Consider the following 26,453-nt stretch of genomic DNA (forward strand, 5'->3'; position numbering starts at 1 on the left):
CACAACTTCTCTCGACTACTCTTTTCAAGTCGTACTACGGGTATAACGGTACCCTTCCGCAAGCCGTTACGATTCGCAGGAATTCGCCGAGTCCTCGCTGTGACTCAGGGACGGCGGCGATAACTAGCCCAGTGCCGACCAACTGGGAGAGCCTCGATTCGTGGGGAACCAGTCCGTTATCCCGCAGGACCGCTCACGGATTAGCGTCGGAGGACTCGCTCTTGACGCCTCGAATCTCGAATCGCGCACCGCCGTTCGCTCCCTCAGTCACCGAGATGTCCCAGCCGTGGACGTCGACGATGTCCTTGACGACGGCGAGTCCGATGCCCGACCCGCTTCCCGAGGTGTACCCATACTCGAAAATCTCGCCGGACTCCTCCGGGGGAATCCCCGGCCCGTCGTCCTCGACGTAGAACCCACCGTCCAAGGAGCCGACGCGGACCGCGCCGTCCGCTCCGGCGTGTTCGATGGAGTTCCGGAAGAGATTCTCCAGTACCGTCTGCAGTTGCTCCGCGTCCGCGGAGACCGTTCCGACATCCTCTTCGACTCGGAGCGTCGCGTCGCCCGTCTTGACGTTCTGCCACGCGGCCTCGCTGGCCTCTGCGAGGGAGACGGGTTCGGTTCCGGAGATGGTCTGCCCTCGGCGCGTCGTCGTCAGTAGATTCTCGATTATCGTTTCCATCCTGTCGAGCGCCTGCTCGACCTGCTCGAAGTCGTCCGGTTCGCCCCCGTCTTGCGCCATGTTCAGGTACATCTGGGCGATGGAGAGCGGGTTCCGGAGGCCGTGGGAGACGACGCTGGCGAACCGCTCCAACCGCCGTTCGTGTTCCTTGCGCTCGGTGATGTCCAGCGCCATTGTCGTCCCCATCGAGATATCCCCGTCGTCGTCGGTGATAGGGACCGCGTGGAGTATCCACTCCCGGCCGGAGTAGGTGGTTTCGACCGACTCGGGAGAGCCGTCGAGCGCGCTCTGGAGGGCTTCGTCCACCGTGTCGGCCACCGTTTCGTCGGTCCAGACCTCCTCGGGGCGGTGTCCTTCGACGTCTTCGGGCGACTCGTCAAGATACTCGAACGCCCGTCCCGTGGCGAGCGTGTATCGCCGGTCCTCGTCGAACAGGGTGACGAGGCCCTCGGGGAAGTTCTCGGCGAGCGTCCGGTATCGCCGCTCGGACTCGCGGAGTTCCTGCTCGCGTTGGACCCGTTCGGTCACGTCCCGGAAGTACACCGACACCCCGGTTTCCGACGGGTAAACGTTCGCCTCTACCCAGAAGTCAAGCGGCGGGTAGTACAGTTCGTAGCTGGTCGCCTCCTGGGTCTCCATCGCCGTGTGGAAACTGTCCCAGACCTCGTCGGTCTCGGCGGATTCGGGGAACATCTCCCAGAGGCTCTCGCCGAGCAGTTCCGCCTCGGAGTGCTGGAGGAGTTCCTCCGCCTGCTCGTTGACGTGCGTGAACCGGTACTCCTCGTCGAGCGCGTAGAAGGCGTCGGAGATTCGGCCGAGCGTTTCGCTGAGTTCGGTCTCGAGTTCGCGTTCGCGCTGCTTGAGCGCCGTGATATCCTCCGCCGTGATGATGACCCGGTCGAGTTCGCCGTCGGGGTCGAAGACGGGAGCGACGTTCACCGATAGCCACGTCCGTTCACCGCTCGCCGTCTCGACGAAAAGCTCCTCGTTGAACAGTGGTTCGCCGGTGTCGCGGACCTCGGCCGAGGGTCGCTCGTCCGGTAGAAGCGGGTTCCCGTTCGCGTCGTAGACGTTCACGTCGACGGTGGTCTCGCTCTCCTCTCGGACGTCCCGCTCGGAGACACCGAGAATCTCTCTGGCCCGCTGGTTCGCCAGCACCAAGCTCCCGTCGCTGTCCCGGACCCAGATAGCGACGGGCGAAGTCTTCAGCAACTGCTCGGTCTGGTTGCGCTCCCGGCGGAGTCGCTCGTCGTCGTCTTCGCGGTCGGTGAGCCACCACACGCGGCCTCCTTCGCCGGTCTGCTTGCACCTCGCGTCACCGCGTTCCACCAACTCGTCGAGTTTCTCGGCGGCCCGCTGTCGACTCCAACCGACTTCGTCTGCGAACCCGCCCGCCGTGACCGGTTCGCGTTCCGTCCCCATCCCTTCGACCGTTTTTCGTACTTCGGCGAGCGAAGTCCGGTCTGTCGCCATGCACATCCTTTGGGCTGACGAACATAGAGTTTGGGAATTGGCGACCTGCCGTACCGGACGGAGTACCCCATCGAACACCCGAATACGGGTGGGTCTCACCCCGTTCCGTCTCACTCGAACCACAAATCTCCGAACGCCTCGAAGAACGGCCAACCCGTGTCTACGAACTCGTAGCGCGCCGCGAGGTCGTGAGCCACGTTCTCGACGCTATCTCGGTGCGCGTCGAAGCGGTCCCGATACGACTCCTCCAGTCGGTTGCTCACGTAGGCCCGGAGCGACCGGTCGGACTCCAGCGCCTCGAAGAGAGTGTCCCCGCCGGTCGGGAGGGTCTGCTCGTCGGGCGCGGCGACGTGCGCGAGCAGGAGTTGGTTGGAGGCCAGCGCCTCCAGTCCGGCGTCGATAGTCTCGACGTCCGCCAAAAAGTCGCTACAGACGACGACGAGCGCCTTCGAGTCGATGGCGGCGGCGTAATCGGTGAGCGCGGCCTCGAAGGCGGCCTCGCCGTCGGGGTCGACCGCGTTGCACTCCTCGACCAGTCCGAGGACCTCCCTGCGGTTCGACCGGCCACGGTCGAGTCGGCGGGCGGTCTCGTCGAAGACTGCGAACCGGAACTCGTTGTGTTCGCGGGCGGTGAGGTAGGCGAATCCGAGTCCCAGTTTCGCGGCGGTCTCGAACTTGTGGGGGTCGCCGAAGTCCATCGACGCGCTGGCGTCCACCAGCACGTGGACCGTGAAGTTGCGCTCGGCCTCGAACTGCTTGACGTAGAGTTCGTCGGTCCGGGCGTAGAGGTTCCAGTCGATGAACCGCGGTTCGTCGCCGGGCGCGTACCGCCGGTAGTCTGCGAACGTCAGACCCTCGCCGACCGCCTCGGTGGTGCGGTCGCCCTGATGCTTCGAGCGGGCGTCGCGGTCGTTGGCGGCGTCGAAGCGGTCGAGTTCGTCGAGGAAGTCGGTCGTAATCATCGGTCCTCGACCAGCGCGCGAACGGCGTCGTCGGGCGTCAGCCCCTCGCGCTCGGCCCGGAAGTCCACGACGACGCGGTGTCGGAGGACCGGCACCGCCATCGCGGTCACGTCCTCGCGGCCGACGTGCGTCCGGCCCTCCACGAGCGCGCGGGCCTTCGCCGCGCGGACGAGCGACATGCTGGCGCGGGGACTCGCGCCGTATTCGAGGTCCTCGGCGGTCCGGGTGTCGCGCACGAGGTCCACCGCGAGATCCCGCAGGTCGTCGGCGATAGGAACCTGATGGGTGAGCTGTTGCATCTTCCGGAGTTCGGCCGTCGAGACTTGTGGCTCGACCGAGACGGAGGCGTCCACGTCGCCGGTGTAGCGGTCCACGATTTCGCGCTCGGCCTCCGCGGAGGGGAAGTCCACGATAATCTTCATCAGGAAGCGGTCGGACTGGGCCTCCGGGAGCGGGTAGGTCCCCTCTTGGTCGATGGGGTTCTGGGTCGCCAGCACGAAGAACGGCTCCGGCAAGTCGTAGGTCTCGTTGCCCGCCGTCACCTGCCCTTCCTCCATCGCTTCCAGCAGTGCGGACTGGGTCTTGGGCGTCGCCCGATTTATCTCGTCGGAGAGGACGAGGTTGGCGAACACCGGTCCCTTCTCGAAGGTGAACGTCCGGCCGGTCTCGGTCTCGCGGACCATCTCGGTCCCGATGACGTCCGAGGGCATCAGGTCCGGCGTGTTCTGGATGCGCGAGAACGACAGCCCCGTCACCTCGGCCAGCGTCCGCACGAGGAGCGTCTTGCCGAGACCGGGCGTACTCTCCAGCAGCGCGTTCCCGTCGCAGAGCAGGCAGGCCAGCACTTTGTCCACGACCTGCTCTTGGCCGACGATGCGGCGTCGGACCTCGGAACGGATGGCCTGAATGCGGTTCGTCACGTCGTCTATCGCTTGGTTTCGGTCGGTCATCTATGGGTCTCCGTCTATCCGTTGTCTCACGAGTCGGTCGCGTTGCCGTCGAGTTCGTGGGCGTATCGCTGGACGAGCGCCGCGTCCTCGACGCGCTCGGGCGAGGAGAACCCGGCGCGCTGGGGGTCCACGGCAGCGTCCTCGCTTCCGCCGCCCGACGACGAGTCGTAGTTCCACTCGCGGTCGCCCTCGCCGCCGGGACTCGCGTTCACCGCGGCCGAGAGGTTCTCCGAGCCGGCGGACACGTCGGTCGGGTCGCCGAGGACTTCCTCGCCGCTCTGGAGCGCCGCGGACTGGGTGGTGAACTGGCCGCCCGAGTCGCCACCGCCGCCAGCGCCACCGACGTCCTGTCCGGTCGGCCCGGCAAGCCCGAGGTCGAACCCGACCACCGCAGTCTGGACCGTCGCCAGACTCACCGCGACGGCGACGAGGAACGTCGCCGCGAGGCGGGTCGCGTTCAGCAGGTTCGCGCTGGAGGTCTCTCGCAGGCGGTCCAGCACGTCGGCGTACAGCGCCCGGACCATCGGGTTCGAGCGGTCGTCGCGCGCGGCGTCACGGGCGGTCCGGAGCGCCTCCGCGATTTCGGGGTTGGCCGCCTCGAACTGCTCGGCGGCGGGTCGTCGCGTCCGGGCGTAGGCGTCCGCGGCGAACGCGACGAGACCGACGCCGAGCGCGACCGCGGTGCCCACGCTCGGCGCTGGCGCGCCGAGCGAGTCGAACGTGGCGGGTGCGACGTCGGTCGCGAGCGTCGGGACGCCGGCGAGCGTCGCCGCCAACCGGGCCGCCAGCAGGACGCAGACCGCGTCGAGGCTGGCGTAGACGAGCGCGACCTTCCGACACTCCCGGCGGACCTCGGCGAGCGCGGCCTCGATTTCGTCGCGTTCGTCCGCGTCCGTCGAGGATTCTTCCGCGGCGTCGGCGGGGGCGTCGGTGCCGGCGGCGGGGTCGTCGGTGGCGACCGGAGGTTCGTCGGCGTCGGTGACGGCCGGGGAGTCCTCGGAGTCGGTGACGACCCAATCGGCGGTGCCTGTCGTTCCGTCGTCGGTGGGAGTTTCGGCCGGGTCCGACTCGTCGCTCATCCTCGCACCTCCGCGCTCGTCGGACGCCGCGTCGCGCCCGACTCACTCGGCGGCTTCCGCTCCGCATCCAAACGACCCGACCGACTCCGCGGGAGTCGGTCGGGTCGCCCGAGGTCGTTCGACTGGGACTCCAACTCCTCGATGCGCTCTTGCAGGTCCGTAATCTTGTTCCGGAGCTTCTGAATCGTCCGGTTCTTCTCGTCGAGGAGGCGCTGCTGGCGGCGGACCGTCTCGTTGACACGCTCTAACGTCTGGTTGCGCGCGTCCGCCGTCTCTTGGAGGTTCTCGACCGTCTCGTTGAGTCGGTCGGTCCGCTCCTTGGCGGCCTCGAACTGTCGTCGCAGTCTGTCGCGGGTGTCCTTCAGTTCGTTGACCCTGTCCCGGAGGTCCGACACCTTCCGGCGCGACCGTTCGAGGTCGCTCTTCGTCGCGTTCAGGTCCCGCAGGGTGCGATTGAGTCGTTTCTCGGTCTTCCGCAACTGCTTCGACACCTCCCGGATGTCCGAGAGGCGGGTTTCGAGCGACTGGTTGACCTTCCGGAGCGACCGGTTCAGCCGGTCGATTCGAGCCTGCTTGCGCTGGACCTTCGCTTCCAGTTTCGTGTTTCGGTCGGTCAACTGCTGGTTCTGCGTCCGGAGTTCGCCGACCGACTCCTGATAGTAGACGGTCGTTCCGGCGAGTCCGAACGCCGAGAGACCGACGAGCAGTGCCAGCACGACGTTGATGGTGTCGCCGATGTAGCTCATGGTATCACTCCGTTGCCGCGTCGTCGCCGGATTCGCCGGGCGCAGATTTCCCCGACGAAGACGAGCAGGCCGACGAGCAGGACCGCCCAGTCCCACGATTTGCGGACCTCGCGCTTGCGAGTCGCCTGTCGCTTCACCGCGGCCGCGATTTTCGCGGGCTGGTTCGGCGCGAACGCTCGGCCGCCGGTGCGTTCGACCGCGCGCTTCAGTTCGGGCGAGACCCCGAGCGCGGCGTACTCGGCGGGGTAGTTGACCGCGTATGCGCTCCCGAGAACCTCCCGATACCCGAGCGCCGACGGGACCGCCTCGGCCTCGTACCGGCCGGGCGCGACCTCAGAGAACGAGAGGCTGGCGTTCGACGGCTTCGATTCGCCCGCGTAGACGACCGTCGCGGCCTCGCCGATGCGGGTGTCGGGCGCGGCGACGACGCCGGTCGCCTTCCGCTGCGGGTCGCCGATGGCCCAGTTGACCGTCCGCGAGAGCAACAGCGAGTCGGGTTTCGACCGGAGACCGCCCAAGCTGCCGTCCGCGCCGTAAGCCGTGACGGCGGCGACTCGGCCGAGACCGAACCGCCACGTCGAGAGGGCGGGCGCGCCGTCGCCGGTCGCCACCAGCAGGTCGGCACCGCGCTTGACGCTCACGTCGTTGACGCCCGGCAGACTCGCGGTCGGCGAGACGCCGCGCGTGACGAAGTGGCCGTCGTCCACGACGACCGCGTGGTCGCCGCTGTAGCGTCGGTTCGCGCCGCCGAACCTGACCCGGAGCCTGCTGGTCTGGTTGGCCAGCAGGAAGGTGCCGTCGGTCCGCTCGGCGACGCCGCGGAGGAGCTTCTCGTGGACGTTACCGACGCCGACGCTGACGACCCGGACGTTCCGGTCGGCGAGTCGCTCGGCCGCCGAGAACGTGGGTTTCGAGCGGTCCCGGCCGTCGCTCAGGAGGATGACGGTGCCGCCCTCGTCGCCGAGCAGTTTCGACGCGCCGAGCAGTCCCTTCCCGACGTTCGTCGTGCCGCCGCTCCGGAGGCTCCGAATCTTCTTCTTCAGGGCCGCACGGTCGGATTCGAGCGACGAGAGGCCGGCGACCCGGTAGGCGCCCCCGGCGAAGGCGACGATGCCGACCTCGTTGCGGTCGCCGAGTTGCGAGAGGACGTTCAGCGCCAAGGACTTCTGGACGCGCATCCCGGCGGCGGCGCTTCCAGACACGTCCACCGCCAGCACGACGCGGGACTTCCGGCCGGTCTCGCCGCCGACCTCCACGGGGAGCAGCGACGAGAGTCGCGAGTCGCCGTAGTCGCCCCTCCCGTACGCGTGGGGACCGCCGACCGTGACGAGACCGCCGCCGTCGATGACGTGGTTCTGCAAGGCGGTGACGTTCCCGAGGTCCGGCGCGGCCACGTCGTGGACGACCACGGCGTAGTACTCGCTCAGGTCGTCGGGCACCGACTTCGCGCGAGTCACGTCGTACAGGTTCCGGAGGTACTTCTCGAAGGCGTAGTTGCCGCGACTCACGTAGAGGACGCGGGGTTGCTCGACGACTTGGACGGTCTTGCGGTACGTGTCGTCCACGGCGTAGGCTTCCTCGCCGCCGAGTCGGGCGGTCACGCGGTGCGGCCCGGTCGAAGAGAAGTTGTGTTCGACGGTGAAGGTACCGTCCTTCGGAACCTTCCGGGAGACGACCGCCTCGCCGTCGATGGAGACCGAAATCGGCCTGCCCGCCGGCGCGCCCTCGACGCCCGCGACCCGGACGCCGAAGCGGTTTGTCACGCCGACGCTGGCCTTCCGCGGGCCGGTGACGACGACGCGCGAGTCCGACCGATTGGTCGTCAGGCGGACGCGGTTGATGGTGGCGTTCACCGACCGCGCGAGGTCGGTCGCCTCGGCCAGCGACGCGCCGCCCGTGACTCGCCCGTCCGAGACGACCAGCAGACTCGCGTTCGGCCGGAGGTTGGCGACGACGCCCTCGCCGACCCGCGAGCGGTTGCCGGAGGCGACCGTGACGCGCTCGACACCGACCCCGTGGTCCTCGATTCGGGATTCGAGGTCGTCGGCGACCGGCGAGTGGACACCCATGCTCGCCGACTCGTCCACCAGCATCGTGACGCTCGGGTCGCCCGCGGTGGTCGCGGTCGTGACCGTCGTCGGTCCCGCGGCCGCGACGACGAGGCAGGTCGCGACGAGGAGTCGGGTGGCGGCCAGCGCGAGGCGGACGCGACGACTCGCGGTGCGGTCCGCGGCCGACGTCGCGGCGTCGGCCGCGTCGGCTTCGCCCTCGCTCCCGCCGCCGTCGCGCCCGCCTCGAACCAGCAGGAAGACGACGAGCGCGGCGACCGGCACGCCGGCGAGCGCGAGCGGTCGGGTGAACGAGAGCGAAGCGTCGAGACCGGGCAGGGCCACCAGCGGGAGTGCCGGACTCATCAGAGGTCACCTCGGTAGCGCAGGACGGCCAGTTCGAGCAGGACGAACACGAGCGCGACGCCCGCGACGACGGGCGTGAGCTTCTGCGGGACGGTCGTGGTCTCGGTGTCGCCCGCGCTCGCGCCCGACCCGTCGCCGCCGACGCGGGGCGCGGAGACGTTCGACTCGGTCGCGCTGGCGAGCGACGCGCCGTAGCGGTCGCCTCCGACCGCGTAGAATCCGGCCTCGCGGAACGTGAGGACGCTCCCCGTTCGCGTTCCGGAGGGCGTCTTCGCGGTCGCGTTCCCGCCGAGAGAGAGCGACGTGCCGGTCTCGGGGTTCATCGCGGAGAGCGACCGGCGACCCGTCAGGTCGTAGACGACGCGCTTCCAGAAGACGGGGTATCGGTAGTTGTGCGCGAACGACGACCCGTCGGGGTAGCCGTAGTAGAGTATCTCTCCGGGACCGCGCGGCGCGCTCGCCAGCAGGGGCGTCCCGTTGACCGTCTCCAGCAGCGCGCGGCCCGACCGGAGTTCGGCCCGGACCGCGGTCTTCGGGGCCGGGAAGGTCACGTCCGCGGTGAGACCGGTCGCGTTCGGCTGGCGAATCGCGGGGTCCGAAACCGTGCCGTTGGGCACGACCGGGAGTAGGTCGCCGTAGCCGACCGCCGAGAGGTTCGACTGGGCCTGAATCACGACGCCGCCGCCCCCGGCCAGCGTCTCGCGGGCGACCTGCACCGTCCCGTTCAGGAGGCGGCCGGGTTCGACCCCGCCGAAGACCACGAGGTCGTAGGACTTGGAGACCGACGCGGGTGGGTTCTTGACGGTCACCCTCATCCCGCGGATGACCCGCAGGGCGGTGACGAGCGACCGGTCCGGGTCGTTGGTGACGACCAGCACGTCCATCGTCGGTTCGTCCGGGGCCGCGATCGAGAGTCGGTCGTCGGTCGGGAACCTGTCGCCGGGCGAGAGCCGGAGGGTGCCGCCGCCCGCGGGCACCGGCAGGTCTACCGACGCGACCTCGCCGGGCGCGAGCGTCAGCGACACGCTCTCGTCGCCGAGCGAGACCTTCCGGGTCGCCTTCGCGTCGCCGAAGTTCTTCACGCGGACCGACGCGCTGCCGTCGGCGAAGGCGTAGTTCACGACGCCGACGTTGCTTGCGCCGCCGCGGGCGAACTGCCGGAGCGACACGTCGTAGCCTCTGGCGCGCGCCGAGGCGACCGCCGAGCGCCAGTCGTCCGAGGCGAAGTCGCTCACCACGACGATGCGGGCCTCCTCGCCCGCGACCGCGGCGGCCCGGTCGATAGCTCCGCGGAGGTCGCCCGGCGCGTCCGCGACCGAGAGACCCGAGAGCGTTGCCTTCGCCTCCGCCGGGGGTGCGCGCCGCGCGACCACCGCAGTCTCCGCGCCCGCGACGACCACGGAGGTCTCGGCGGTCGCGGCGTCCGTCGCGGCCGAAATCGCCCGGTCGAACCGGGTGGTTCCGCCGGACTCGGTCGCCATGCTCGCGGTCGCGTCCACGACGAGGACGGTCTCCGAGACGGTCTCGCTCTCCGAGACCGGGACGTAGGGCGCGGCCAGCGAGACGGCGACCGCGAGGATGGCGAGCAACTGGACCGCGAGGACGGCGTTGCGCCGGAGGCGACGGAGCGCGGGGTGGCGGCGTCGTTCCTCACTGTCGCCGGCGAGGAACTCGACCGCCGGGAACTCGATTCGCTCCGGGTCGGGTTTCAGGAGGTACAGCGCGAGGACGGGAATCGCGGCCGCCAGCGCGGCGAGACCGAGCGGTCGGAGGAACGCCGACGAGAGCGATTCGAGTCCGGGGAGCGTCGAGAGCGGTCCGAACCCGGAGACCGCCGCCGACGTCGGTTCGACGGGACGCACGGCTACTCGGGCACCTCCGTCGAGCGTCGAGAGGCGCGTCGTACGCGCGGCGTGCGGGGCATGCGGGGCATGCAGGGCGTACGGGGCGGTCGGCGAGCGTCGTGAGTCGTGCCAATTCCGGGCATCGTTCGGAGTCGCCCGTCGGGGGAAAGCTGTTGGAGGACTAACGGGCGGTTGCGAGATTGTGTTCGCGGGTCGTGTAAATATCTTATCGTTCGAAAATCGAGAGGAAGCGGGCGCAGGCCGCCGCGGTAATCGCGGCGACCCCTCACGCGCTCTCCTTCGGGTCGAGCACGTCGCGGAGCGCGTCGCCCAGCACGCTGAACGAGACGACGGTGAGGGCGAGCAGCGTCACGGCGGCCGTCGAGGCCCACCACGTCGCCGGGAACTCCTTGCTGAGTTCGAGCGCGATGATTTCGCCCCACGACGGCAACAGGAGATTGTTGAGGTCGAGGTAGGCGACGGCCGCCTCGGTCAACAGGAAGAGGGGAATCTGACGGCTCATCGCGGTCGCCACGGTCGAGGAGACGTTCCGGCGTCCGCTTCGGCGGACACCGCGTTCACTCGGTCACGACCACCTCGACCTGCCGCGTCCGCGGGCCGTCACACTCCACGAACAGCACGGACTGCCACGTTCCGAGCGCCAACTCGCCGTCCTCGACGGGCACGCTCACCGACTCGCCCAGCACGGTCGCCCGCAGGTGGGCGTCGGCGTTGTCGTCGATGCGGTCGTGGCGGTAGTCGCCGTCGCTCGGCGCGAGTCCCTCCGCGAACGCCTCGATGTCGTCCAGCAGGCCGGACTCGGCCTCTTGGAGGACGACCCCGGCGGTGGTGTGGCGGACGAAGACGGTGCAGAGGCCCGTCGCGTCGTCGGGAATCTCGGCGGCCACGCGGTCGGTCACGTCCACGACCTGCGTGCGCCGGTCGGTCTCGACGTCGAACATGCGCGGCGGTTCGGCGGCGAGCGCCGTAGTCCCACCGGAGCGTCAGCGCTCGAACGCGTCGGCGTCGTGGCTTCGAGCCGAGTCCCGTGACCGCCCACCTCGTTCGCCGTCTTAGGTCCACTTTAGGTCCCCGCGGCCGACACCCCGGACGAATGACCCGAACCTCAGACGACGCCCCCGACGAAGACGCCCCCGACGTGGTCGTCCTGCGCAAGAGCACCCACGGTGTGCCCGTCTCGGAGTACGGCGCGGAGCTGCGCGAGCGCCTGCCCGACAGAACCGTCGCCTACGCTCGGACGCCGACCGAGGAGCGCGAACTCGTCGCGGACGCGCCGGTCGTCGCCGGGATGGAACTCGACGCCGACCTGCTGGAGCACGCCGAGGCGATGGAACTGTTCGCGTGCGCCTACGCCGGGACCGGCCACTTGCCGCTGGACGCGCTCGAAGACCGGGGCGTGGCCGTGACGAACGCCTCGGGCGTCCACGGGCCGAACATCGGCGAGCACGTCGTGGGGAACCTGTTGGTCTTCGCCCGGCGACTCCACGAGGGGTGGCGACGCCAGCGGAACCGCGAGTGGCGACACTTCCGCGCTCACGAGTTACAGGACAGCACCGTCACGGTGGTCGGCTTGGGCGCTATCGGACGGTCCGTCGTCGAGCGATTGCAGGGCTTCGGCGTCGAGACCGTCGGCGTGCGCTACACGCCCGAGAAGGGCGGCCCGACCGACGAGGTGGTCGGCTTCGAGGGACCGGAGTTCGAGGACGCGCTCGCTCGGACCGACTACCTCGTTCTCGCCTGCCCGCTGACCGAGACGACGCGGGGGCTGATCGGCAAGCCCGAACTGAAGACCCTGCCGCCGGACGCCGTGCTGGTCAACGTCGCCCGCGGGCCGGTCGTGGACACCGACGCGCTGGTGTGGGCGCTCCGCGGAAGCCACCTCCGGGGCGCGGCGCTGGACGTGACCGACCCCGAACCGCTCCCGGAGGACCACCCGCTCTGGAACTTCGAGAACTGCCTGATTACGCCCCACTGCTCGGGCCACACGCCGGAGTACTACTCGCGGCTGGCCGACATCGTGGCCGATAACGTGCGACGGTTGGACGACGGCGAGGAGTTGCGAAATCGGGTGGTGTGACGCGCGGTCGAACGACCGAGATTCGCGGACCCCTACCGGAAGCCGGGTCGAGTCGGCGACCAGCTTTATCCCGTCGCCTCCCGAAGGTCGAAACATGAGAAAACGAATCAAGCGAGTTCTGAACCGCGCCGAGTACGCCGCCGCCGGGGCCGCCATCGGCGGTGCGCTCGGCGGACTCGTCAGTCGGAACGCCGCGAGTACCGCCGCGGGCATCGGTGCGCTCGTCGGCGCGACCGTCGGCGAGAAACGAGGGTCCGTCGATGCCGTCGTCACGCGGGTCGCGGACGCGAGCGAGACCCAGAAACTGCGTCTGCGGAAGTAGGGCCGACGACGGTCGAAGCCGTAGTCCGCTCCGTTTTCATCCGCCGCGAATCCCGAGCGAGACGAAAATCGCGCCGAAGACGCCCGTCACGAGCGCGGCGTACCACAGCACGGCGTCGCCCCGCGAAGCGGTACCCGTCGGCTCCACTGTCAGCAGGACCCCGGCGAAGGCGAACAGAAACAGGCCGAAAGCGACGGCGACGAGTCGGACCGCGGTGCGCTTCGGGCCGGGGTCGCCCGCGTCGGTCGCGACGCCCGCTTCGAGCGCGTCGCGGAGGCGCGAATCGACGCGCCGCGGCACGACGAGCGTCCGCGGCGTGGCGAAGTTCGCGGCCCCCGCCGCGTACGAGAGCCGGTAGACGACGTAGCCCCCGAGCGACCAGCGGCGGACCCCTACGAGCGTCGAGAGGTCCACGTCGGTCCCGGAGTAGGCGAGTCGCCTGTTCTCGGCGTCGAGTTCGCCCTCGGAGGTGAACAGGCTGGCGACCAGTAGCGGGACGACGACGGTCGCGCCGACCAGCACCGGAAACAGGTGGCCCGGCAGGACGAGCGCGCCGACGGCGAGGACGGCGAGACCGCCGACCGACTCCGCCGCGAGCGTCCGGCGGTCGAGACCGCGGAACGGCGCGGCGAACTCGGTGGTGCGATGCGCGAGAAGGTGCGGGGCCGTCCGCGAGAGTCCGAACGCGACCGCGAGCAGGGTCGCGAACGCGAGCAGGTAGTTCCCTTCGACCGCCAGCAGGACGACGAGACCGACCGCGCCGAGAACGACGCCGAGCGCGAACCCGAGGACGACGCCGACCGGGAGCGCGACGAGACCGCGGAGCAGTCGGGACTCGGCGGGCGTGTGGGACCACGCGAAAGTCGCCGAATCCGCGGAGGAGGTCGGCGAATCAGTGGGGGCGGTCGCCGAGTCGGAGACGACGGTCTCCGACTCGGCGGAATCGGTCGGCATACACTCACGAACGAACTGCGATGGGAAAGTTCCTGTCGTCGCGCCGAGGAGTTCGAGACGCCGAGGGGACGACGCTCAGAGCCAGCCGTCGCGGTCGAGCAGTTCGCCGTTCAGAATCGCCGCGCCCGCCGCGCCGCGAATCGTGTTGTGCGCGAGGCAGTTGTACTGGATGCCCGCGGGGGTCGCTTGGACGCCGCCGGCCGCGATGGCCATCCCGCCGCCCAGCGTGCGGTCGAGTCGGGGTTGCGGGCGGCTCGGGTCCTCGAAGACCTCGATGAGTTGGTCAGGGGACCTCGGCAGGTCGAGGCTCTCGACGCCGCGGAAGGCGTCTTCGACGTCGGCCTCGGTCACGTCCCGCTCGGTCTCGGCCCAGACGTTTTCGAGGTGGCCGTCGATGGTTGGCACGCGGTTGCACGAGGCCGAGACCTCGGCGTCGTGGCGGGCGAGTTCCGCGCCGTCGAACTCGCCGAGGAGCTTCTTGGACTCGGTCTCCATCTTCTCTTCCTCGCCGCCGATGTGGGGGATGACGTTGTCGAGTATCTCCATCGAGGAGACCCCCGAGTAACCCGCGCCCGAGACCGCTTGGAGCGTCGAGACGTGGACGCGCTCCAGTCCGAACTGGTCGAGCGCCGCGAGCGTCGGGACCATCGTGATGGTCGAGCAGTTGGGGTTCTTGACGACCGCGCCGTCCCACCCGCGCTCGTCGCGCTGGACCTCCAGCAGTTCGAGGTGGTCCGGATTGATTTCGGGGATGACGAGGGGCACGTCGTCGGCGAGTCGGTCGTTCGAGGAGTTCGAGGAGAGGACGTAGCCGGCTTCGGCGAAGTCGGGTTCGACCTCGGCGGCGACGCCGGAGGGGAGCGACGAAAAGAGGAGGTCCACGTCGTCGGGGACCGCGTCGGGGTCGGTCTCCCTGACGGTCAGGTCGGCCACCGCGTCGGGAATCGGGGAATCGACGCGCCACTTCGCGGCCTCGCCGTAGGATTTGCCCGCGCTGTCTTCGCTCGCCGTTACTGCCGCCAGTTCGAACTCGGAGTGGCCGTCGAGGAGTTGGATGCATCGCTGGCCGACCGCACCGGTTGCGCCGAGGACGCCGACTCGTACAGTCATGGTACTCGTTGGTAGGGCGATACGGCGATAAAACGATTTGGGAAGACCAGCTTTTTGCCCGACTCGGCGACGGCGACGTCCGCGCGGGCGACGGCGATGCCCGGTCCGCCAGCGGCGACGTTCGAGCCGGAGACGCCGGGCGAGGGCGTCGCTACCGGGCGGTGGCTCGCGGAAGTAAACAGGAACTCGTCGGCGCTACTTCTTGCGGGTGACGTAGCCGGCGATGCGGTTGCGGACGCCCTTCGACTCGATGCTGGTGAGCTTCTGGACGCTCTCTTTGTTCTGTTCGAAGTCGGTCGTGAAGGCGTCGGGGTATCGCTCCAGCAGGATCTTCCCCGTCTTCTTGACGTAGTCGGGTTTGATTGCCATGGTGTGATTTCTACGTCCGGAAAGTAAGTGCGTTGCGGTCTCCGGTCGTCCGGGCGGCCCTCTCGGGGGTTCCGGCGGCCGGGTCTCGCCGCGAGGTCCGGGCGGCCGGAGTCGCCCCCGGCGGTTCGGCCGCCTAGACCCCCTTCGGGTCGAGACCCGACAGACCAAGGACCTGCGGACGCGTAGTCGAAGCCATGCCGACCTTCGTCGAATCGGTCCGGACCGTCGAGGACCCCGCGGAGTTGCGCCGCCGACTCGCCGAGCGAATCGACGCCATCGGCGAGGCGCTGGACCTCCTCGAATCGTGGACCGAGGAGAGCCGCGACGCACAGACGGAACTGGCCTCGCAGTACGACGCCGCCAAGCGACTCGCCCGCGACGAGATTCGGAGCGCGAGGGACGCGAGCGAGGGGGAGAACGGGAGCGGAATCGAGGCCGAGGAAGCCGACGCCCGCGAGGACCCCGAGGAAATCCCGGCCGTGGACCTGCTCGACCACCCCGCGGTGGCCGACCAGACGAAAGACCGACTCCGGGAGTACAGCACGAAGCTATCGGTCTACCTGAACCGCGAGGAGTCCTACGGTGCCGCGCGGTCCACGCTCATCGGCGCGCTCGACGCGGAACTCGACCTCTACGCCGACCTCTTGGCGGAACTGGAGTCCGGGGAGGCGAGCGCGGCCGACGCCCACCGACGCATCACGGCGTTCGCCCGCGAGGACGCCCCCGGCCCGGAGAACCGGACCGCCGCGGATGTGGTTCTCGAAGCGGAAGTGGACGAGGGCTGACCGACCGACGGGAATCGGCCTGCATCCTCATGTGATTTTTATAGAGATCGTTTCAGAATTGCGTAAAGATAATTATGGTGGAATATGCACGTCCAAGCAGTACAGTGCCGGGAGCAGACCGAGAGACAGACGGAGAACCGGTCGAAGCAGCCGACTCGGGCCGGACGTTCGAGAACGAACTCGAAGAACTCGTCCTCAAAGCGTTCGGCGACGGCGAGGAGATAGAGGGCGTCTGGGACCTCGAATACGCCCCGGACGAGATTCCAGACTGGACGGTCACCATCGACCGAAAGGACGGTATCTGAATCTACTCGTCGAGGTGGTCGCGGAGGCGGTCCAACGCGGTGCGGACGCGGTCGTCACCGCAGTTTCGCCCGACTGCTTCGAAGTACGACAGCCGTTCTCTGAGTTCCGACTGGTCGTAGGCGTCCACGCCGAGCCGCGAGGCCGCGACGGTCGCCTCCACGACCGCCCCGATACCCCGGTTTATCGTCGGCACAGTCTCGCGCTCGACGCCCGACTCGACTGGCGTCAGCGTCCACGCTTCCCACTCGGTGTCGTCCGCCGCGCCGGAATCGACCCGCTCGACTTCGACCTCGACCCACGCGTCTGCCGAGTCCAGCACCGGTTCCTCGACCTCGAAGATGGAGAGCGTCGCATCCACGAAGTCCACCGGGTCGCGGACGAACTGGACGTAGCCGCCGCCCTGCCGGTGGAAGTTGCGCCGGGTCCGGGTGTTGCCCCACGTCCGGGCGGTGACTCGGCCGTCGCCCCGCGCGTCGTTCTCGCCGTCACTCTGCCCGTCGTTCTCGCCGTCGCGCTCCGCGGGCGGGTGGAGACCGAGCGCGGCGACGTTCCACAGGTCGTTCGGCCCGAGCGTCGTCACCAGCGACTCGGTTATCCCGCGGAGTTCGACCGGCCAGTCCGCTGGCGACGCTTGGTCGTCAGTGGACCGGCGGTCGTCCGAGTTTCCGGACCGCTCGGACTCGCCCAGTTCGCTCACACCGTCACCTCCCCGCGGGCCAGCGCGACGAACAGGCCCGCGGCGGTCAAATCGGCGGTCGTCCCCGGATTCACGCCGTCCTCGACCAGCGAGTCGGCGAAGGCTTCGATAACCTCGGAACCGCCTTCGAGGGCTTCTTGGGCCCGGACGTGGACGCTCTCGGCGGTCTTCGCGCCGTGCTGTTTGGCGACGAGGGTGTCGGGTTCGCGTGCGAGGAGTTCGAGGTAGACCCGCGCGCCGATGGCGGACGCGGGAGCCGACCCCGCGAGTTCGGCGAGTCGGTCGGCGGCCCAGAAGGTGCGCTCGAAGCCGCCGGTCCACTCGGCGGCCACGTCGTCGGATTGGTCGCCGAGCGCCAGCACCTCGTAGAGCGTGACGCCGCGCTCTTCGACGGCCGGAACCGCGTCGCTCCCCCGGCGAACGTCCAACGCCTCGGCGTCCTCGGGCGGGTCGTCCACGAACACGTCGGCGTGGTCGAAGGCCCGGAAGAAGTTCGCGGCGTCCTCGACGGTGGTGTCTTCCACGACGCGCGTCGCCCCCTCCGGCGTGAGGTCGCCCTCCGCGGCGGCCCGGACGAGCGGGACGAGGAGGAGGAGCGCGCCGAACTGGGTGTTGCCGCCCGCCTGCTGGCTCATTCCTTCGACCGCCCGCTCGAAGGCCTCGCCGACCGGGACGCCTTCTTGGGCCACGCGGAGGCCCGGTCCCGCGCCGACTGCGCCCCCGAGGAAGTGCTCGAATCGCAGGTCCGGGAAGTCGCGCTCCCGGTCCACGTTGCCGGGCTTGGGCGTGCCCGCGACCTCGAGCAGGAGCGCGAGTTGGGCGTCCTCGGCGGGGTTCATGCGCGCACCTCCGGTTTTTCCGCGAACCACTCGTCCACCGCACTCCGGACGCGCCGGAGGACCGCGGGGTCGTCGCTCGGTCGGCCGACGCTCACCGCGTCCGCGCCGCAGGCCAGATACTCCCGGACGGTCGCTTCGTCGCGGACGCCGTTGTTCGCTATCACGAAGAGGTCGTCTCCGTCAGTCGATTTCGCCGCTTCGGCGACTTCCGCGACGACGCCCTCCGAGTCCATCGCGTCCACGTGGACGGCGTCGCCGCCCGCCTCGGCGACGACGCGGGTGAGTTCGGCGAGGTCCACGCCCGGCACCTCGGCGCGGACCTTGACGCCGACCGTCGCGCCTTCCCCTGCCGCGGTCTCGACCTGCTCGCGGAGTCGGTCGGGGTCTCGGAGGAGGGCTTCGCCAGCGCCCGCGGCGCACATCTCGTCCTGTCGGCAGTGGGCGTTGAGTTCGAGGACTGCCTCGCGGTCGGCGCAGACGCGGGCGACCTCGCGGAGCGGGTCGAGCGCGGTCGTCCGGACGTTGAAACCGGCGCGGAGGTCGGCGTCTTCGAGCGCGGCGAGTTGCCGGTCAACGAAGGCGGCGGGGTCGTCCGGAAGGAACTCCTCGCGGTCGCGTTCGACCAGTTCGCGGGCGGCCTCGCGGGTCGGGGCGTCGAGCGCGATGCCGCCGAGGAACGCGGCCCCGGCGTGCCGTTCCGCGGCGCTCGCCCACTCGGCGTCGGACCGCCCGCTGAGGCTGGCGAGCGCGAGTCTGGGTTCGAACATCAGACCACCTCCAGCGCGTCGGCGACGGCGCGGGCCACGCGTTCGGCGTCCGCGTCGTCGTTCATCTCGGTGTCGGTCCGGACGACCGGGCGGTCGAGGTCGGTGTCGTCGGCCTCGTCCAGCACGAAGGCGTCGGCGAAGGGGTAGGCCTCGGCGACGCCCGCGGTCGAGGGGTCGAAGCCGACGCCGGCCATCAGGTCGGCCGCCGGGCCGGAGAACACCTCGTCCTCCACGAACGGCGAGACGGCGACCACGGTCGCGCGGTCGAGCGCGTCGTGGAGTTCCTCGACGGCGAGCATCGGCCCGATGCTGGTGACGGGGTTCGAGGGGCCGACGACGACCGGTCCCTCCTCTATCGCGCCGAGGGCGGCCGGGGCGGGGTCGGCGTCGTCCGCGCCGCGGAACTCCACGTGGTCCACCTCGGGGTCGGCGCGGTGGGCGACCCAGAACTCCTGGAAGTGCATCTCGTCTTCGTACTCGTCGCTGTCTTCGGGCGTGTGGACGATAGAGGCCACCGGGTCGTCGCTCATGGGCACCACGTCCACGGGCACGTCGAAGGCGTCCGCGAGGAGTCGCGTGACCTCGGTGAGACTGCGGCCCTCGTCCAACAGACCGGTCCGGGTCAGGTGGACCGCGCGGTCGCGGTCGCCGATCTCCATGAACTCCGCGACGCCGGAGAAGCGCCGCCAGTTTCCGATGTCGCGGCCCGCGGTCTGGGCCTCGTCGGGCAGGTATCGCGGGCCTTTAGCCAATCCCGCGGCCTCGGCGATGTCGTGGAGTTCGTCGTGGGTCTCGGTGCTGTCGTCGGCGATGCCCCACCACGTCTCCAAGTCGAGCATGTCGCCCTGCTCGAAGAGGACGGTGTCCACGTCGGGGCAGACGAGCAGGCCGCCCAACTCCACGTCGTCGCCGGTGTTGGCGACCACGGTGGTCTCCGCCGGGTCGAAGACCGACTCGGCTCCCGCGAGCAGCTTGGGGGTGCCGGTGCCCCCGGAGAGAAACGTCGTCATGTGCCGACCTGCGTGTTCCGGGAGGTAAACGCTTGTGCTGTCTCGCGGTGGGGAGTGTGCTTTCTCGTGGGAGCGAATTTCAGTTGGGGAGGACGTGGCCTTCGCGGAGCGGTGCGGTGACTCCGTGACTCAATCCTGTAGCTAGTTTTCCGACACAATCACAGTCGTTCTCGATGTCGTTCCGCCACGCAGGAGCGTCGCTTCGAGACTCCGAACTCGCAACTGTCCGCGAAACCGCCACGTAACGCCTCCCTCGCCCCGTCTACTCCCGGCGGTTTTTATACGAAGCCGCCGAATCCTGTAACATGAAGACCATCAAGGACTCCGTCCACGACCACATCGAGGTCGAGGGCGTCGCGCGGGCGCTGTTCGACACGCCCGCGGTCCAGCGACTCAGGCGCATCAAGCAGTTGGGTCCCGCGCATCTCGTCTACCCCTCCGCGAACCACACGCGATTCGAACACAGCCTCGGCGTCTATTATCTGGCGTGCGAAGGCCTCGACCACCTCGGGATTCAGGGCAAGCAGGCCGAGCGCGTCCGGGCCGCCGCCATCCTTCACGACGTGGGCCACGCGCCCTACAGCCACACCATCGAGGAGGTAATCCATCGCCACACCGGCAAGTACCACGACGACGTACACGACCTGCTGAAGGGCAACGAGGTCGGCGACGTGCTCCGGGACCACGGCCACGACCCCGACACCGTGGCCGACCTCATCGCGGGCGAGGGGAAACTCGGCCAGTTGGTCTCGGGCGAACTCGACGTGGACCGGATGGACTACCTCGTCCGCGACGCCCACCACACCGGCGTCCCCTACGGCACCATCGACCACTCGCGGCTGGTCCGGGAACTGACGCTCATCGACGGCGAGCTCGTGCTGGCGGAGGGCAACGTCCCGACCGCCGAGAGCCTACTGTTGGCCCGCACGCTGATGAACCCGACCGTCTACAACCACCACGTCACGCGCATCTGTCGGGGGATGCTCCAGCGCGCGAGCGAACGCCTGCTCGCCGAGACCGACGTGTCCGCGGGCGAACTCCGGCGGATGGACGACCACGACTTCTTCGCGTCGCTCCGCGGGAGCGACGCGACCGCGGCGTTCGCCCGGCGACTCGGCGCGCGCGACCTCTACAAGCGGGCGGTCTGGGCCGAACTGGCCGACGTGCCCGACGACGTCATCGACGCCGACCACGACGAGATTCGGCAGTTCGAGTCGGACATCGCGGCCGACGCCGACGTCGAACCCGAGTCGGTCATCATCGACGTGCTGGGCCGACCGAGCATGACCGAGTCCTCGACGCGGGTCATCGTCAACGGCGAGATTCGACGCCTCGGACAGCAGTCCACGCTGGTCTCGGCGCTCCGGCAGGTCCAGCGCGAACAGTGGCGACTCGGCGTCTACGCGCCCGAGGACGAGACCGACGCGGTGGGTCACGCCGCCGAGCGCGTCCTCGGACTGGAGACCGACGGCGCGCTCGTCAGCGAGGTCCGGTCGCCCGGCCAGCGCACGACGCTGGACGAGTTCGGCGCGCAGGGCGGCGAGTGAGTCGGCGGAAGCGTTCGCTTCGAGCCAGCCGCCCGCTTTTTATCCACCTGAAGAAGCGTTAAGTCAAGTGAAGAAGTACGAGATTTCATGGCAAGGGAACGCCAGTCACCGACGGACGCCGACGCGGGCGACGCGACGACCGCGACCGACGCGACCGCGCCCGACCTCGACGACCTCGGCTTCGCGCCGTCCGGCGGATGGAACGCGATACACGTGGACGGCGAGTGGCGCGCGCAGGGCGACCGTGCGGGTCTCGACGTGGTGGACCCGACGACGAGAACGGCGGTCGGGACCGTCCCGGCCGGAACCGACGCGGACGTGAACGCGGCGTACGCGGCCGCCGAGTCGGCACAGCGCGAGTGGGCCGACCGGCCGCCCGAGGAGCGAGCGTCGGTGGTCGCCGACGCGCGGGAACTCGTCGGGGAGTACCGCGACGAGTTCGCGCATCTGTTCGCCGTCGAGTGCGGCGGGAGCAGGCTGAAGGCCGAAATCGAACTCGACCTGACCGCGGGGACGATGGAAGTCGCCGAAGGCCTCGCGGACGCCGCCGACCCCGGCGACACCGACGAGTACGAGTCGGTCGTGGAGGGCAAGCGCAACCTCGTCTTTCGGGAGCCCGCGGGCGTCGTCGGCGTCATCTCGCCGTGGAACTTCCCGCTCTACCTCTCGATGCGGGCGGTCGCGCCGGCACTCGCGCTCGGGAACGCGGTGGTCCTCAAGCCCTCGACCCACACCGCGGTCGTCGGCGGGTTGGCGCTGGCGAGTCTCTTCGAGGAAGCCGGACTCCCCGACGGCGTGCTGAACGTCGTCACGGGCGAGGGGTCGGCCATCGGCGAGACCGTGGCGGGCCATCCCGCGGCGTCGGTCGTCTCGTTCACCGGTTCGACGGAGGTCGGGCGGCGGGTCGGCGCGACGGCGGCCGAGCAGTTGTCGCTCCCGGCGCTGGAACTCGGCGGGAACAACGCCCACGTCGTGACCGCGGACGCGGACTTGGACCGGGCGGTGGACGGCGGCGTCTTCGGGTCGTTCACGCATCAGGGACAGGAGTGCATCTCCATCAACCGCCATCTAGTCCACGAATCGCTCTACGACGAGTACGTCGAGCGACTGGCCGAGCGCGCCGAGCGGTTGCCGGTCGGGGACCCCCGCGACGAGGCCGTTCTTGTGGGGCCGGTCCAGAACGAGTCGCAGTTCGAGACCATCGCGGACCTCGTGGAGCGGTCGGTCGAGCGGGGCGCGGAAATCGAGGCGGGCGGCGAATTCTACGACTGGTTCGTGGAGCCGACGGTCCTCTCGGGCGTCACGAACGAGATGCCCATCGCCGCCGAGGAACACTTCGGCCCGGTCGCGCCCGTGATTCCCTTCTCTGACGACGAGGAGGCAGTCGAGATGGCTAACGACACCGAATACGGTCTCTCGGGGTCGGTCCACTGCGAGGACACCGAGCGAGCCATCGACATCGCGCGGCGACTCGACACGGGGATGGTCCACGTCAACGACCAACCGCTGAACGACGAACCGCACGTCGCGTTCGGCGGGGTGAACGCCTCGGGCGTCGGCCGGTACAACGGCGAGTGGATAGCCGAGGAACTGACCGAGACGCGCTGGATTTCGGTGCAGGAGGAGGCGCGGGACTACCCGTATTAGGACGGTTCGGGGGTCGGGAAGACCACCGGAAGAGAAGCGTTTCAGTAGATATCGTCTATCTCGTCTTCGCTGTAGCTGTGGTCCTCCGCGGGGAACTCCCCGGACTCCACCGCGTCGCGGAATCCGGCGACCGCTCGCTCCATCTCGCTTTTCACGTCGCCGAACTGCTCGGAGAAGTAGGGACTCCGGTCGCTCAGGCCGAACACGTCGTTCACGACGAGGACCTGCCCGTCGGTGTCCGGGCCGGCACCGATGCCGATGGTGGGGATGTCGATGGCCTCGGTTATCTGGGCCGCGACGTTCGAGGGGACGTGTTCCAGCACCAGCGAGAAGGCTCCGGCCTCCTCGTGGGACTTCGCCAGTTCCAGCATCTCCCCGGCGCTCTTCTCGTCGGTGCCCTGCCGGAAGTAGCCGCCCAACTGATTGACGCGCTGGGGCGTCAGCCCGAGATGCGCCATCACGGGGATGCCCAACTCGACGAGCCGCTCGGTCAGGTCCACGGTGTGGGGGCCGCTCTCCAACTTGACCGCGTTGGCGTCGGCCTCCTTGAGCATCCGGCCGCAGTTCTCGACGGCCTCGCCCTCGTCCACGCCGTAGCTCAGGAACGGCATGTCCGCGACGACCATCGCGTCGTCGGTGGCGCGCGCAACCGCGGCGGTCCGGCTCTGCATCTCCTCGACCGTGACGGGGAGCGTCGAGTCGTGGCCCAGCACTGCGTTGCCCATGCTGTCGCCGACCAAAATCACGTCCACGCCGGTCTCGTCCACGATTGCCGCGGTCGGCGCGTCGTACGCGGTCAGCATCGTTATCTCCTCGTCCCCTGCCATCTCCGCGAGGTCCTGAACCGTCGTCGCCATGTTCGGAAACTGGTACGCGGTGTGTTAAACCTGTTCGATTCCGGTCGTTCGTGACAGTTCCGGCGGGCGAACGGAGGGTCTCCGGGCCAGAGGATGCAAGTGTGGGTCGGGAGTAGGCGGACGCGATGGTTACCGGAGAGCCGACCGACTCCGAGACGGTCGAGGGGTACGTCATCGACAACGGCTGCGTACGCAAGAACGCCCGCGACGACCTGCTGGCGGCGGCCCGCTCTCACACCCGCGACTGCGCGCTCATGGGCCACTGCGTCGAGAGCGGTTACAGCCTCGTCAACGAGGGCGAGGAGATGACGATGCTCGACGCCGCCGCGACGCCGAAGGTGGTCCACACCGTCGAGGAGAGCGACCGCGAGCAGGGCATCCGACTGCGGGTCCAACGGGAGCGAGAGGACGACGAGATGCGGACGGTCTCGGTCGAGGAAGTCGAGCGCTGAGACGCGTCGGGACGAGACTACAACGTTTAAGCCCCGAGCGTCCGCTGTTTCGAGTGTGCCCGAACCAGTCGAGACTCACGACCCCGAGGGCGTCGATTACGGGTGGGTGATGCAGACCACCTTCGTCGTCACCATCGTCGTCGGCGCGCCCGTCGTCGCGCTAATCGCGTGGCTGGTCGGGGTCTCGCTCCCGACGTGGGCCGCCCGCGCGGAGTTCGCGATTCGGGTCGGCGCGGTCGTCTGGTTCGTCGTCGCGGTAGGAGTCTTCCTGTACGCCCGGAGGACGGAAGACGACTCCGCGGCGGAAAACGCCTCCTCGAAGTCAGAAAATTAGACCCACTCGAACCGCGTCCCGGCCCGTTCCGCGGTCTCCTCGTCACTCTTCGAATCCCCGACGAACAGCACGTCCTTGGGGTCGACGCCCAACTCCTCGACCGCCGCCAGCAGAGCGCGCGGATGCGGTTTGCGCTCGGGGACCGTGCCCCGGCCAACGACGCTCTCGACGTGTGCCGAGAGGTCGTGGCGGTCGAGCGCGATTCGGACCGCCTCCTCGTGGTTCAGCGAGCAGACGCCGACGGGGACCTCGCGTTCGACGAGTTCGTCGGCGAGGGGCAGACGCTCCGAGGCGGCGGCCCCGTCGCGCTCCGCGCTGGCGATGAGTTCGTCGGCCTCGTCGCCGATACCCGCGTCCTCGGCGGCCGAGAGCAGGTCCCACGCGCTCAGGGGGTCGGCGTCGACGCCCTCGCGTTCGAGGAGGTCGACCAGTCGGCGCTCCACGTCTTCCCAGTCCACCGCGAGGCGGACGAGCGTCCCGTCGAGGTCGTAGACGACCGCTGTCGCGTCGCTGGCGTCTGTTTCGGTCACGGTCCGCGATAGGGCGAGCGCCGAGAAAGGGGTGTCGGTGCGGTCAGTCCAGTTCGGCCTCGACGGCCCCCACGAGTTCGGTCACGTCGGTGTCGGGGTCGGCCGTGAGAAGCAGTCCCTGCTGGCCGACCAGAACCCGGACCAGGGTCACGTGGTCCATGTAGGTGACGAACGACCGGACCTCGCCGGCCCCCCGGAACAGGTCGGCGAAGAGGTCGCGCTCGGTGAAGTCCATGTGGACGTAGCCGTGAACCTCCTCGAAGTGGTCTCGCATCTCGTCCTCGTCCCCCGCGTAGAGCGCCATCGTCGTCTCGTCGGCGTAGAGCGTGTGAAACTCGTCGGGCGTGTACTCCACGCAGAGGCGAACCGACGCGCCGTCCACACTGCGAGCGGCCGCGAGCGCGGCGTCGGCGTCGAATCCCACCAGCATCGAATCTTCGGAAACGACCATTTCGTTTGTCGGGGTTTCGTCCGACCGAAATAAGTCTGACGGGGAACGGCGTCAGGACAGCAGATTTCGCGCGATGACTTTCTTCTGAATCTCGGAGGTACCCTCGTAGATGGTCGTAATCTTCGAGTCCCGGTAGAGGCGTTCCACGTCGAAGTCGGTGGTGTAGCCGTAGCCGCCGTGAATCTGGACCGCCTCGTTGGTGATATCGACCGCGGCCTCGCTGGCGAAGTACTTCGCCATGCTGGCGGCCATCTCGACGTTCTCGTCGCTTCCGGTCTCCCTCGCTCGGTCGTCCTTCCGGGCGGCGTCGCGGGTCAGAAGCCGGGCGGCCGCCAGTTGGGTCTTCATGTCGGCCAACTTGTGCCGGATGGTCTGGATCTCCGCGATGGGTTCGTCGAACTGCTCGCGGTCTTGGGCGTACCCGACCGCCTCGTCCAGCGCGGACTGGGCGAGTCCGACCGACTGGCTGGCGATGCCGATGCGCCCGCCGGTCAGGATGTGGAACGCCGCCGAGAGGCCCTTCCCCTCCTCGGTCAAGCGGTTTTCGGCGGGGATGCGCACGTCGTCGAAAATCAGGCTCGTGGTGTCGCTCGCGCGAAGGCCCAGTTTGTCCTCCTTCTTGCCGACCTCCAAGCCGTCGGCGTCCTTCGGGACGACGAACTGGGTCACCGACCGGGGGTCCTCGCGGTCGGTCTTGGCGAAGAGGACGACGACGCCCGCGCGCTCGCCGTTGGTAATCCACTGCTTCTTGCCGTTTATCACGTACTCGTCGCCCTCCCGCTTCGCTTCGGTGGTCATCTCTGCAGGATTCGACCCGGCTTGGGGTTCCGAGAGCGCGAAGGCTCCGACGGGCCGGCCCTCGGCCATGTCGGGGAGCCAGCGCTCCTTCTGGTCCTCGTCGCCGAACTCGGCGATGCAGGAGGTGGCGAGGCTGTGGACCGAGAGCGCGGTCGCCACCGAGAGCATCCCGTACGCGACCTCCTCGTTGACGACGCTGTAGGTCAGGCGGTCCACGTCGAGACCGCCGTACTCCTCGGGGACCGTCAGGCTGGTCATGTCGAGGTCGGCCAGGCCGTCCCACACGTCCTCGGGGAACGTCTGGTCTTCGTCGCACTCGGCCGCGGTCGGGCGAATCTCCTCGACCGCGAACTCCCGCACGACGTCGCGGATGGCGCGTTGCTCGTCGGAGAGGTTCATACTGAGACGGTAGGCGACCGGGTGGAAAAAG

28 protein-coding genes are annotated in these 26,453 nt (G+C 69.0%); 8 read left to right on the forward strand and 20 right to left on the reverse strand.

Annotated features, from left to right (window positions below; translation table 11 throughout):
• Nucleotides 1–193: 193 nt before the first annotated feature.
• The 9 genes from M0R88_RS00330 to M0R88_RS00370 form a co-directional block, all read right to left on the reverse strand.
• On the reverse strand, nt 194–2,155 hold the full coding sequence (locus tag M0R88_RS00330; protein ID WP_248654976.1) for a PAS domain-containing sensor histidine kinase: 1,962 nt from the start codon (nt 2,153–2,155) through the stop codon (nt 194–196).
• Between the two features lie 110 nt (nt 2,156–2,265).
• Entirely contained in the window at nt 2,266–3,117 is an 852-nt protein-coding gene (locus tag M0R88_RS00335; protein ID WP_248654977.1) for a DUF58 domain-containing protein, read from the reverse strand.
• Nucleotides 3,114–4,067 carry an AAA family ATPase gene (locus M0R88_RS00340; RefSeq protein ID WP_248654978.1) on the reverse strand — a complete coding sequence of 318 codons (954 nt, stop codon included), beginning with the start codon at nt 4,065–4,067 and terminating at the stop codon, nt 3,114–3,116. The genes M0R88_RS00335 and M0R88_RS00340 overlap by 4 nt, the downstream gene beginning before the upstream one ends.
• A 26-nt stretch (nt 4,068–4,093) precedes the next feature.
• Complete coding sequence (locus M0R88_RS00345; protein WP_248654979.1) at nt 4,094–5,146, reverse strand: DUF7502 family protein; 1,053 nt, start codon at nt 5,144–5,146, stop codon at nt 4,094–4,096.
• Nucleotides 5,143–5,892 carry a hypothetical protein gene (locus M0R88_RS00350; protein WP_248654980.1) on the reverse strand — a complete coding sequence of 250 codons (750 nt, stop codon included), beginning with the start codon at nt 5,890–5,892 and terminating at the stop codon, nt 5,143–5,145. The genes M0R88_RS00345 and M0R88_RS00350 overlap by 4 nt, the downstream gene beginning before the upstream one ends.
• Nucleotides 5,889–8,306: a vWA domain-containing protein gene (locus tag M0R88_RS00355; protein WP_248654981.1), complete on the reverse strand. Its 2,418-nt coding sequence runs from the start codon at nt 8,304–8,306 to the stop codon at nt 5,889–5,891. Before M0R88_RS00355 ends, M0R88_RS00350 begins: the two co-directional genes overlap by 4 nt.
• Nucleotides 8,306–10,168 carry a BatA domain-containing protein gene (locus M0R88_RS00360; protein WP_248654982.1) on the reverse strand — a complete coding sequence of 621 codons (1,863 nt, stop codon included), beginning with the start codon at nt 10,166–10,168 and terminating at the stop codon, nt 8,306–8,308. The genes M0R88_RS00355 and M0R88_RS00360 overlap by 1 nt, the downstream gene beginning before the upstream one ends.
• Nucleotides 10,169–10,436: 268 nt before the next feature.
• On the reverse strand, nt 10,437–10,673 hold the full coding sequence (locus M0R88_RS00365) for a hypothetical protein (protein ID WP_248654983.1): 237 nt from the start codon (nt 10,671–10,673) through the stop codon (nt 10,437–10,439).
• 55 nt (nt 10,674–10,728) lie between these two features.
• A complete protein-coding gene (locus M0R88_RS00370) occupies nt 10,729–11,112 on the reverse strand; it encodes a secondary thiamine-phosphate synthase enzyme YjbQ (RefSeq protein WP_248654984.1) in 384 nt (127 codons plus the stop codon).
• 152 nt (nt 11,113–11,264) lie between these two features.
• Between M0R88_RS00370 and M0R88_RS00375 the strand changes: the two genes are divergently transcribed.
• Both M0R88_RS00375 and M0R88_RS00380 read left to right on the forward strand, forming a co-directional pair.
• Nucleotides 11,265–12,248 carry a D-2-hydroxyacid dehydrogenase gene (locus M0R88_RS00375; RefSeq protein ID WP_248654985.1) on the forward strand — a complete coding sequence of 328 codons (984 nt, stop codon included), beginning with the start codon at nt 11,265–11,267 and terminating at the stop codon, nt 12,246–12,248.
• A gap of 94 nt (nt 12,249–12,342) precedes the next feature.
• The gene (locus M0R88_RS00380; RefSeq protein ID WP_248654986.1) at nt 12,343–12,570 is read left to right on the forward strand and encodes a hypothetical protein; all 228 of its coding nucleotides are present in this window, start codon (nt 12,343–12,345) and stop codon (nt 12,568–12,570) included.
• A 36-nt stretch (nt 12,571–12,606) separates the two neighbouring features.
• On the opposite strand, the gene M0R88_RS00385 is transcribed toward M0R88_RS00380, so the two are convergent.
• From M0R88_RS00385 to M0R88_RS00395, 3 genes are all read right to left on the reverse strand, one after another.
• Nucleotides 12,607–13,524 (reverse strand): hypothetical protein, encoded by a 918-nt coding sequence (locus M0R88_RS00385; RefSeq protein WP_248654987.1) that lies wholly within the window; start codon nt 13,522–13,524, stop codon nt 12,607–12,609.
• A gap of 75 nt (nt 13,525–13,599) precedes the next feature.
• On the reverse strand, nt 13,600–14,634 hold the full coding sequence (gene asd / locus M0R88_RS00390; protein ID WP_248654988.1) for an aspartate-semialdehyde dehydrogenase: 1,035 nt from the start codon (nt 14,632–14,634) through the stop codon (nt 13,600–13,602).
• Between the two features lie 195 nt (nt 14,635–14,829).
• Nucleotides 14,830–15,003 (reverse strand): 30S ribosomal protein S17e, encoded by a 174-nt coding sequence (locus M0R88_RS00395; protein WP_248654989.1) that lies wholly within the window; start codon nt 15,001–15,003, stop codon nt 14,830–14,832.
• 194 nt (nt 15,004–15,197) lie between these two features.
• Here M0R88_RS00395 and M0R88_RS00400 point away from each other — a divergent pair, with 194 nt between their 5' ends.
• Complete coding sequence (locus M0R88_RS00400; protein ID WP_248654990.1) at nt 15,198–15,788, forward strand: hypothetical protein; 591 nt, start codon at nt 15,198–15,200, stop codon at nt 15,786–15,788.
• Between the two features lie 104 nt (nt 15,789–15,892).
• Complete coding sequence (locus M0R88_RS00405) at nt 15,893–16,093, forward strand: hypothetical protein (RefSeq protein ID WP_248654991.1); 201 nt, start codon at nt 15,893–15,895, stop codon at nt 16,091–16,093.
• Between the two features lie 2 nt (nt 16,094–16,095).
• Here M0R88_RS00405 and M0R88_RS00410 read toward each other — a convergent pair whose 3' ends face one another.
• From M0R88_RS00410 to cofD, 4 genes are read right to left on the reverse strand one after another with little or no spacing between them, the layout of a single operon-like run.
• A complete protein-coding gene (locus M0R88_RS00410; protein ID WP_438267217.1) occupies nt 16,096–16,782 on the reverse strand; it encodes a DUF447 domain-containing protein in 687 nt (228 codons plus the stop codon).
• A gap of 5 nt (nt 16,783–16,787) precedes the next feature.
• On the reverse strand, nt 16,788–17,630 hold the full coding sequence (locus tag M0R88_RS00415) for a triphosphoribosyl-dephospho-CoA synthase (protein WP_248654992.1): 843 nt from the start codon (nt 17,628–17,630) through the stop codon (nt 16,788–16,790).
• Entirely contained in the window at nt 17,627–18,397 is a 771-nt protein-coding gene (locus M0R88_RS00420; RefSeq protein WP_248654993.1) for a tRNA-dihydrouridine synthase, read from the reverse strand. Before M0R88_RS00420 ends, M0R88_RS00415 begins: the two co-directional genes overlap by 4 nt.
• Nucleotides 18,397–19,407: a 2-phospho-L-lactate transferase gene (gene cofD, locus M0R88_RS00425; protein ID WP_248654994.1), complete on the reverse strand. Its 1,011-nt coding sequence runs from the start codon at nt 19,405–19,407 to the stop codon at nt 18,397–18,399. Before cofD ends, M0R88_RS00420 begins: the two co-directional genes overlap by 1 nt.
• A 305-nt stretch (nt 19,408–19,712) precedes the next feature.
• Here cofD and M0R88_RS00430 point away from each other — a divergent pair, with 305 nt between their 5' ends.
• Nucleotides 19,713–20,954, forward strand: a complete 1,242-nt coding sequence (locus tag M0R88_RS00430) for an HD domain-containing protein (RefSeq protein ID WP_248654995.1) — start codon at nt 19,713–19,715, stop codon at nt 20,952–20,954.
• 87 nt (nt 20,955–21,041) lie between these two features.
• Nucleotides 21,042–22,601, forward strand: a complete 1,560-nt coding sequence (locus M0R88_RS00435; RefSeq protein WP_248654996.1) for an aldehyde dehydrogenase family protein — start codon at nt 21,042–21,044, stop codon at nt 22,599–22,601.
• A gap of 41 nt (nt 22,602–22,642) precedes the next feature.
• Here M0R88_RS00435 and panB read toward each other — a convergent pair whose 3' ends face one another.
• Nucleotides 22,643–23,458 carry a 3-methyl-2-oxobutanoate hydroxymethyltransferase gene (panB, locus tag M0R88_RS00440; RefSeq protein ID WP_248654997.1) on the reverse strand — a complete coding sequence of 272 codons (816 nt, stop codon included), beginning with the start codon at nt 23,456–23,458 and terminating at the stop codon, nt 22,643–22,645.
• 125 nt (nt 23,459–23,583) lie between these two features.
• On the opposite strand from panB, the gene M0R88_RS00445 reads away from it, so the two are divergent.
• Nucleotides 23,584–23,910: a hypothetical protein gene (locus M0R88_RS00445; protein ID WP_248654998.1), complete on the forward strand. Its 327-nt coding sequence runs from the start codon at nt 23,584–23,586 to the stop codon at nt 23,908–23,910.
• Nucleotides 23,911–23,965: 55 nt separating this feature from the next.
• On the forward strand, nt 23,966–24,244 hold the full coding sequence (locus M0R88_RS00450; RefSeq protein ID WP_248654999.1) for a DUF5822 domain-containing protein: 279 nt from the start codon (nt 23,966–23,968) through the stop codon (nt 24,242–24,244).
• On the opposite strand, the gene M0R88_RS00455 is transcribed toward M0R88_RS00450, so the two are convergent.
• Genes M0R88_RS00455 through M0R88_RS00465 form a run of 3 tightly spaced genes read right to left on the reverse strand, consistent with a single transcriptional unit; the run spans nt 24,241 to nt 26,422 of the window.
• Nucleotides 24,241–24,774 carry an HAD family hydrolase gene (locus tag M0R88_RS00455; RefSeq protein WP_248655000.1) on the reverse strand — a complete coding sequence of 178 codons (534 nt, stop codon included), beginning with the start codon at nt 24,772–24,774 and terminating at the stop codon, nt 24,241–24,243. The genes M0R88_RS00450 and M0R88_RS00455 overlap by 4 nt on opposite strands.
• Nucleotides 24,775–24,817: 43 nt before the next feature.
• Nucleotides 24,818–25,225 (reverse strand): DUF7522 family protein, encoded by a 408-nt coding sequence (locus tag M0R88_RS00460; RefSeq protein WP_248655001.1) that lies wholly within the window; start codon nt 25,223–25,225, stop codon nt 24,818–24,820.
• 51 nt (nt 25,226–25,276) lie between these two features.
• Complete coding sequence (locus M0R88_RS00465) at nt 25,277–26,422, reverse strand: acyl-CoA dehydrogenase family protein (protein WP_248655002.1); 1,146 nt, start codon at nt 26,420–26,422, stop codon at nt 25,277–25,279.
• Nucleotides 26,423–26,453: the final 31 nt, after the last annotated feature.

It is taken from the genome of Halorussus gelatinilyticus, from assembly GCF_023238445.1.
GTDB classification, from domain to species: Archaea; Halobacteriota; Halobacteria; order Halobacteriales; family Haladaptataceae; genus Halorussus; species Halorussus gelatinilyticus.

What these genes read in the sequence shown, in the direction of transcription:
- M0R88_RS00395 (WP_248654989.1), bottom strand. Translation starts at nt 15,003, where the DNA reads ATGGCAATCAAACCCGACTACGTCAAGAAGACGGGGAAGATCCTGCTG.
- M0R88_RS00385 (WP_248654987.1), bottom strand. Translation starts at nt 13,524, where the DNA reads ATGCCGACCGATTCCGCCGAGTCGGAGACCGTCGTCTCCGACTCGGCG.
- M0R88_RS00340 (WP_248654978.1), bottom strand. Translation starts at nt 4,067, where the DNA reads ATGACCGACCGAAACCAAGCGATAGACGACGTGACGAACCGCATTCAG.
- M0R88_RS00370 (WP_248654984.1), bottom strand. Translation starts at nt 11,112, where the DNA reads ATGTTCGACGTCGAGACCGACCGGCGCACGCAGGTCGTGGACGTGACC.
- M0R88_RS00350 (WP_248654980.1), bottom strand. Translation starts at nt 5,892, where the DNA reads ATGAGCTACATCGGCGACACCATCAACGTCGTGCTGGCACTGCTCGTC.
- M0R88_RS00375 (WP_248654985.1), top strand. Translation starts at nt 11,265, where the DNA reads ATGACCCGAACCTCAGACGACGCCCCCGACGAAGACGCCCCCGACGTG.
- M0R88_RS00355 (WP_248654981.1), bottom strand. Translation starts at nt 8,306, where the DNA reads ATGAGTCCGGCACTCCCGCTGGTGGCCCTGCCCGGTCTCGACGCTTCG.
- panB (WP_248654997.1), bottom strand. Translation starts at nt 23,458, where the DNA reads ATGGCGACGACGGTTCAGGACCTCGCGGAGATGGCAGGGGACGAGGAG.
- M0R88_RS00445 (WP_248654998.1), top strand. Translation starts at nt 23,584, where the DNA reads ATGGTTACCGGAGAGCCGACCGACTCCGAGACGGTCGAGGGGTACGTC.
- M0R88_RS00345 (WP_248654979.1), bottom strand. Translation starts at nt 5,146, where the DNA reads ATGAGCGACGAGTCGGACCCGGCCGAAACTCCCACCGACGACGGAACG.
- M0R88_RS00400 (WP_248654990.1), top strand. Translation starts at nt 15,198, where the DNA reads ATGCCGACCTTCGTCGAATCGGTCCGGACCGTCGAGGACCCCGCGGAG.
- M0R88_RS00430 (WP_248654995.1), top strand. Translation starts at nt 19,713, where the DNA reads ATGAAGACCATCAAGGACTCCGTCCACGACCACATCGAGGTCGAGGGC.
- M0R88_RS00420 (WP_248654993.1), bottom strand. Translation starts at nt 18,397, where the DNA reads ATGTTCGAACCCAGACTCGCGCTCGCCAGCCTCAGCGGGCGGTCCGAC.
- cofD (WP_248654994.1), bottom strand. Translation starts at nt 19,407, where the DNA reads ATGACGACGTTTCTCTCCGGGGGCACCGGCACCCCCAAGCTGCTCGCG.
- M0R88_RS00435 (WP_248654996.1), top strand. Translation starts at nt 21,042, where the DNA reads ATGGCAAGGGAACGCCAGTCACCGACGGACGCCGACGCGGGCGACGCG.
- M0R88_RS00465 (WP_248655002.1), bottom strand. Translation starts at nt 26,422, where the DNA reads ATGAACCTCTCCGACGAGCAACGCGCCATCCGCGACGTCGTGCGGGAG.
- M0R88_RS00330 (WP_248654976.1), bottom strand. Translation starts at nt 2,155, where the DNA reads ATGGCGACAGACCGGACTTCGCTCGCCGAAGTACGAAAAACGGTCGAA.
- M0R88_RS00380 (WP_248654986.1), top strand. Translation starts at nt 12,343, where the DNA reads ATGAGAAAACGAATCAAGCGAGTTCTGAACCGCGCCGAGTACGCCGCC.
- asd (WP_248654988.1), bottom strand. Translation starts at nt 14,634, where the DNA reads ATGACTGTACGAGTCGGCGTCCTCGGCGCAACCGGTGCGGTCGGCCAG.
- M0R88_RS00365 (WP_248654983.1), bottom strand. Translation starts at nt 10,673, where the DNA reads ATGAGCCGTCAGATTCCCCTCTTCCTGTTGACCGAGGCGGCCGTCGCC.
- M0R88_RS00460 (WP_248655001.1), bottom strand. Translation starts at nt 25,225, where the DNA reads ATGGTCGTTTCCGAAGATTCGATGCTGGTGGGATTCGACGCCGACGCC.
- M0R88_RS00415 (WP_248654992.1), bottom strand. Translation starts at nt 17,630, where the DNA reads ATGAACCCCGCCGAGGACGCCCAACTCGCGCTCCTGCTCGAGGTCGCG.
- M0R88_RS00335 (WP_248654977.1), bottom strand. Translation starts at nt 3,117, where the DNA reads ATGATTACGACCGACTTCCTCGACGAACTCGACCGCTTCGACGCCGCC.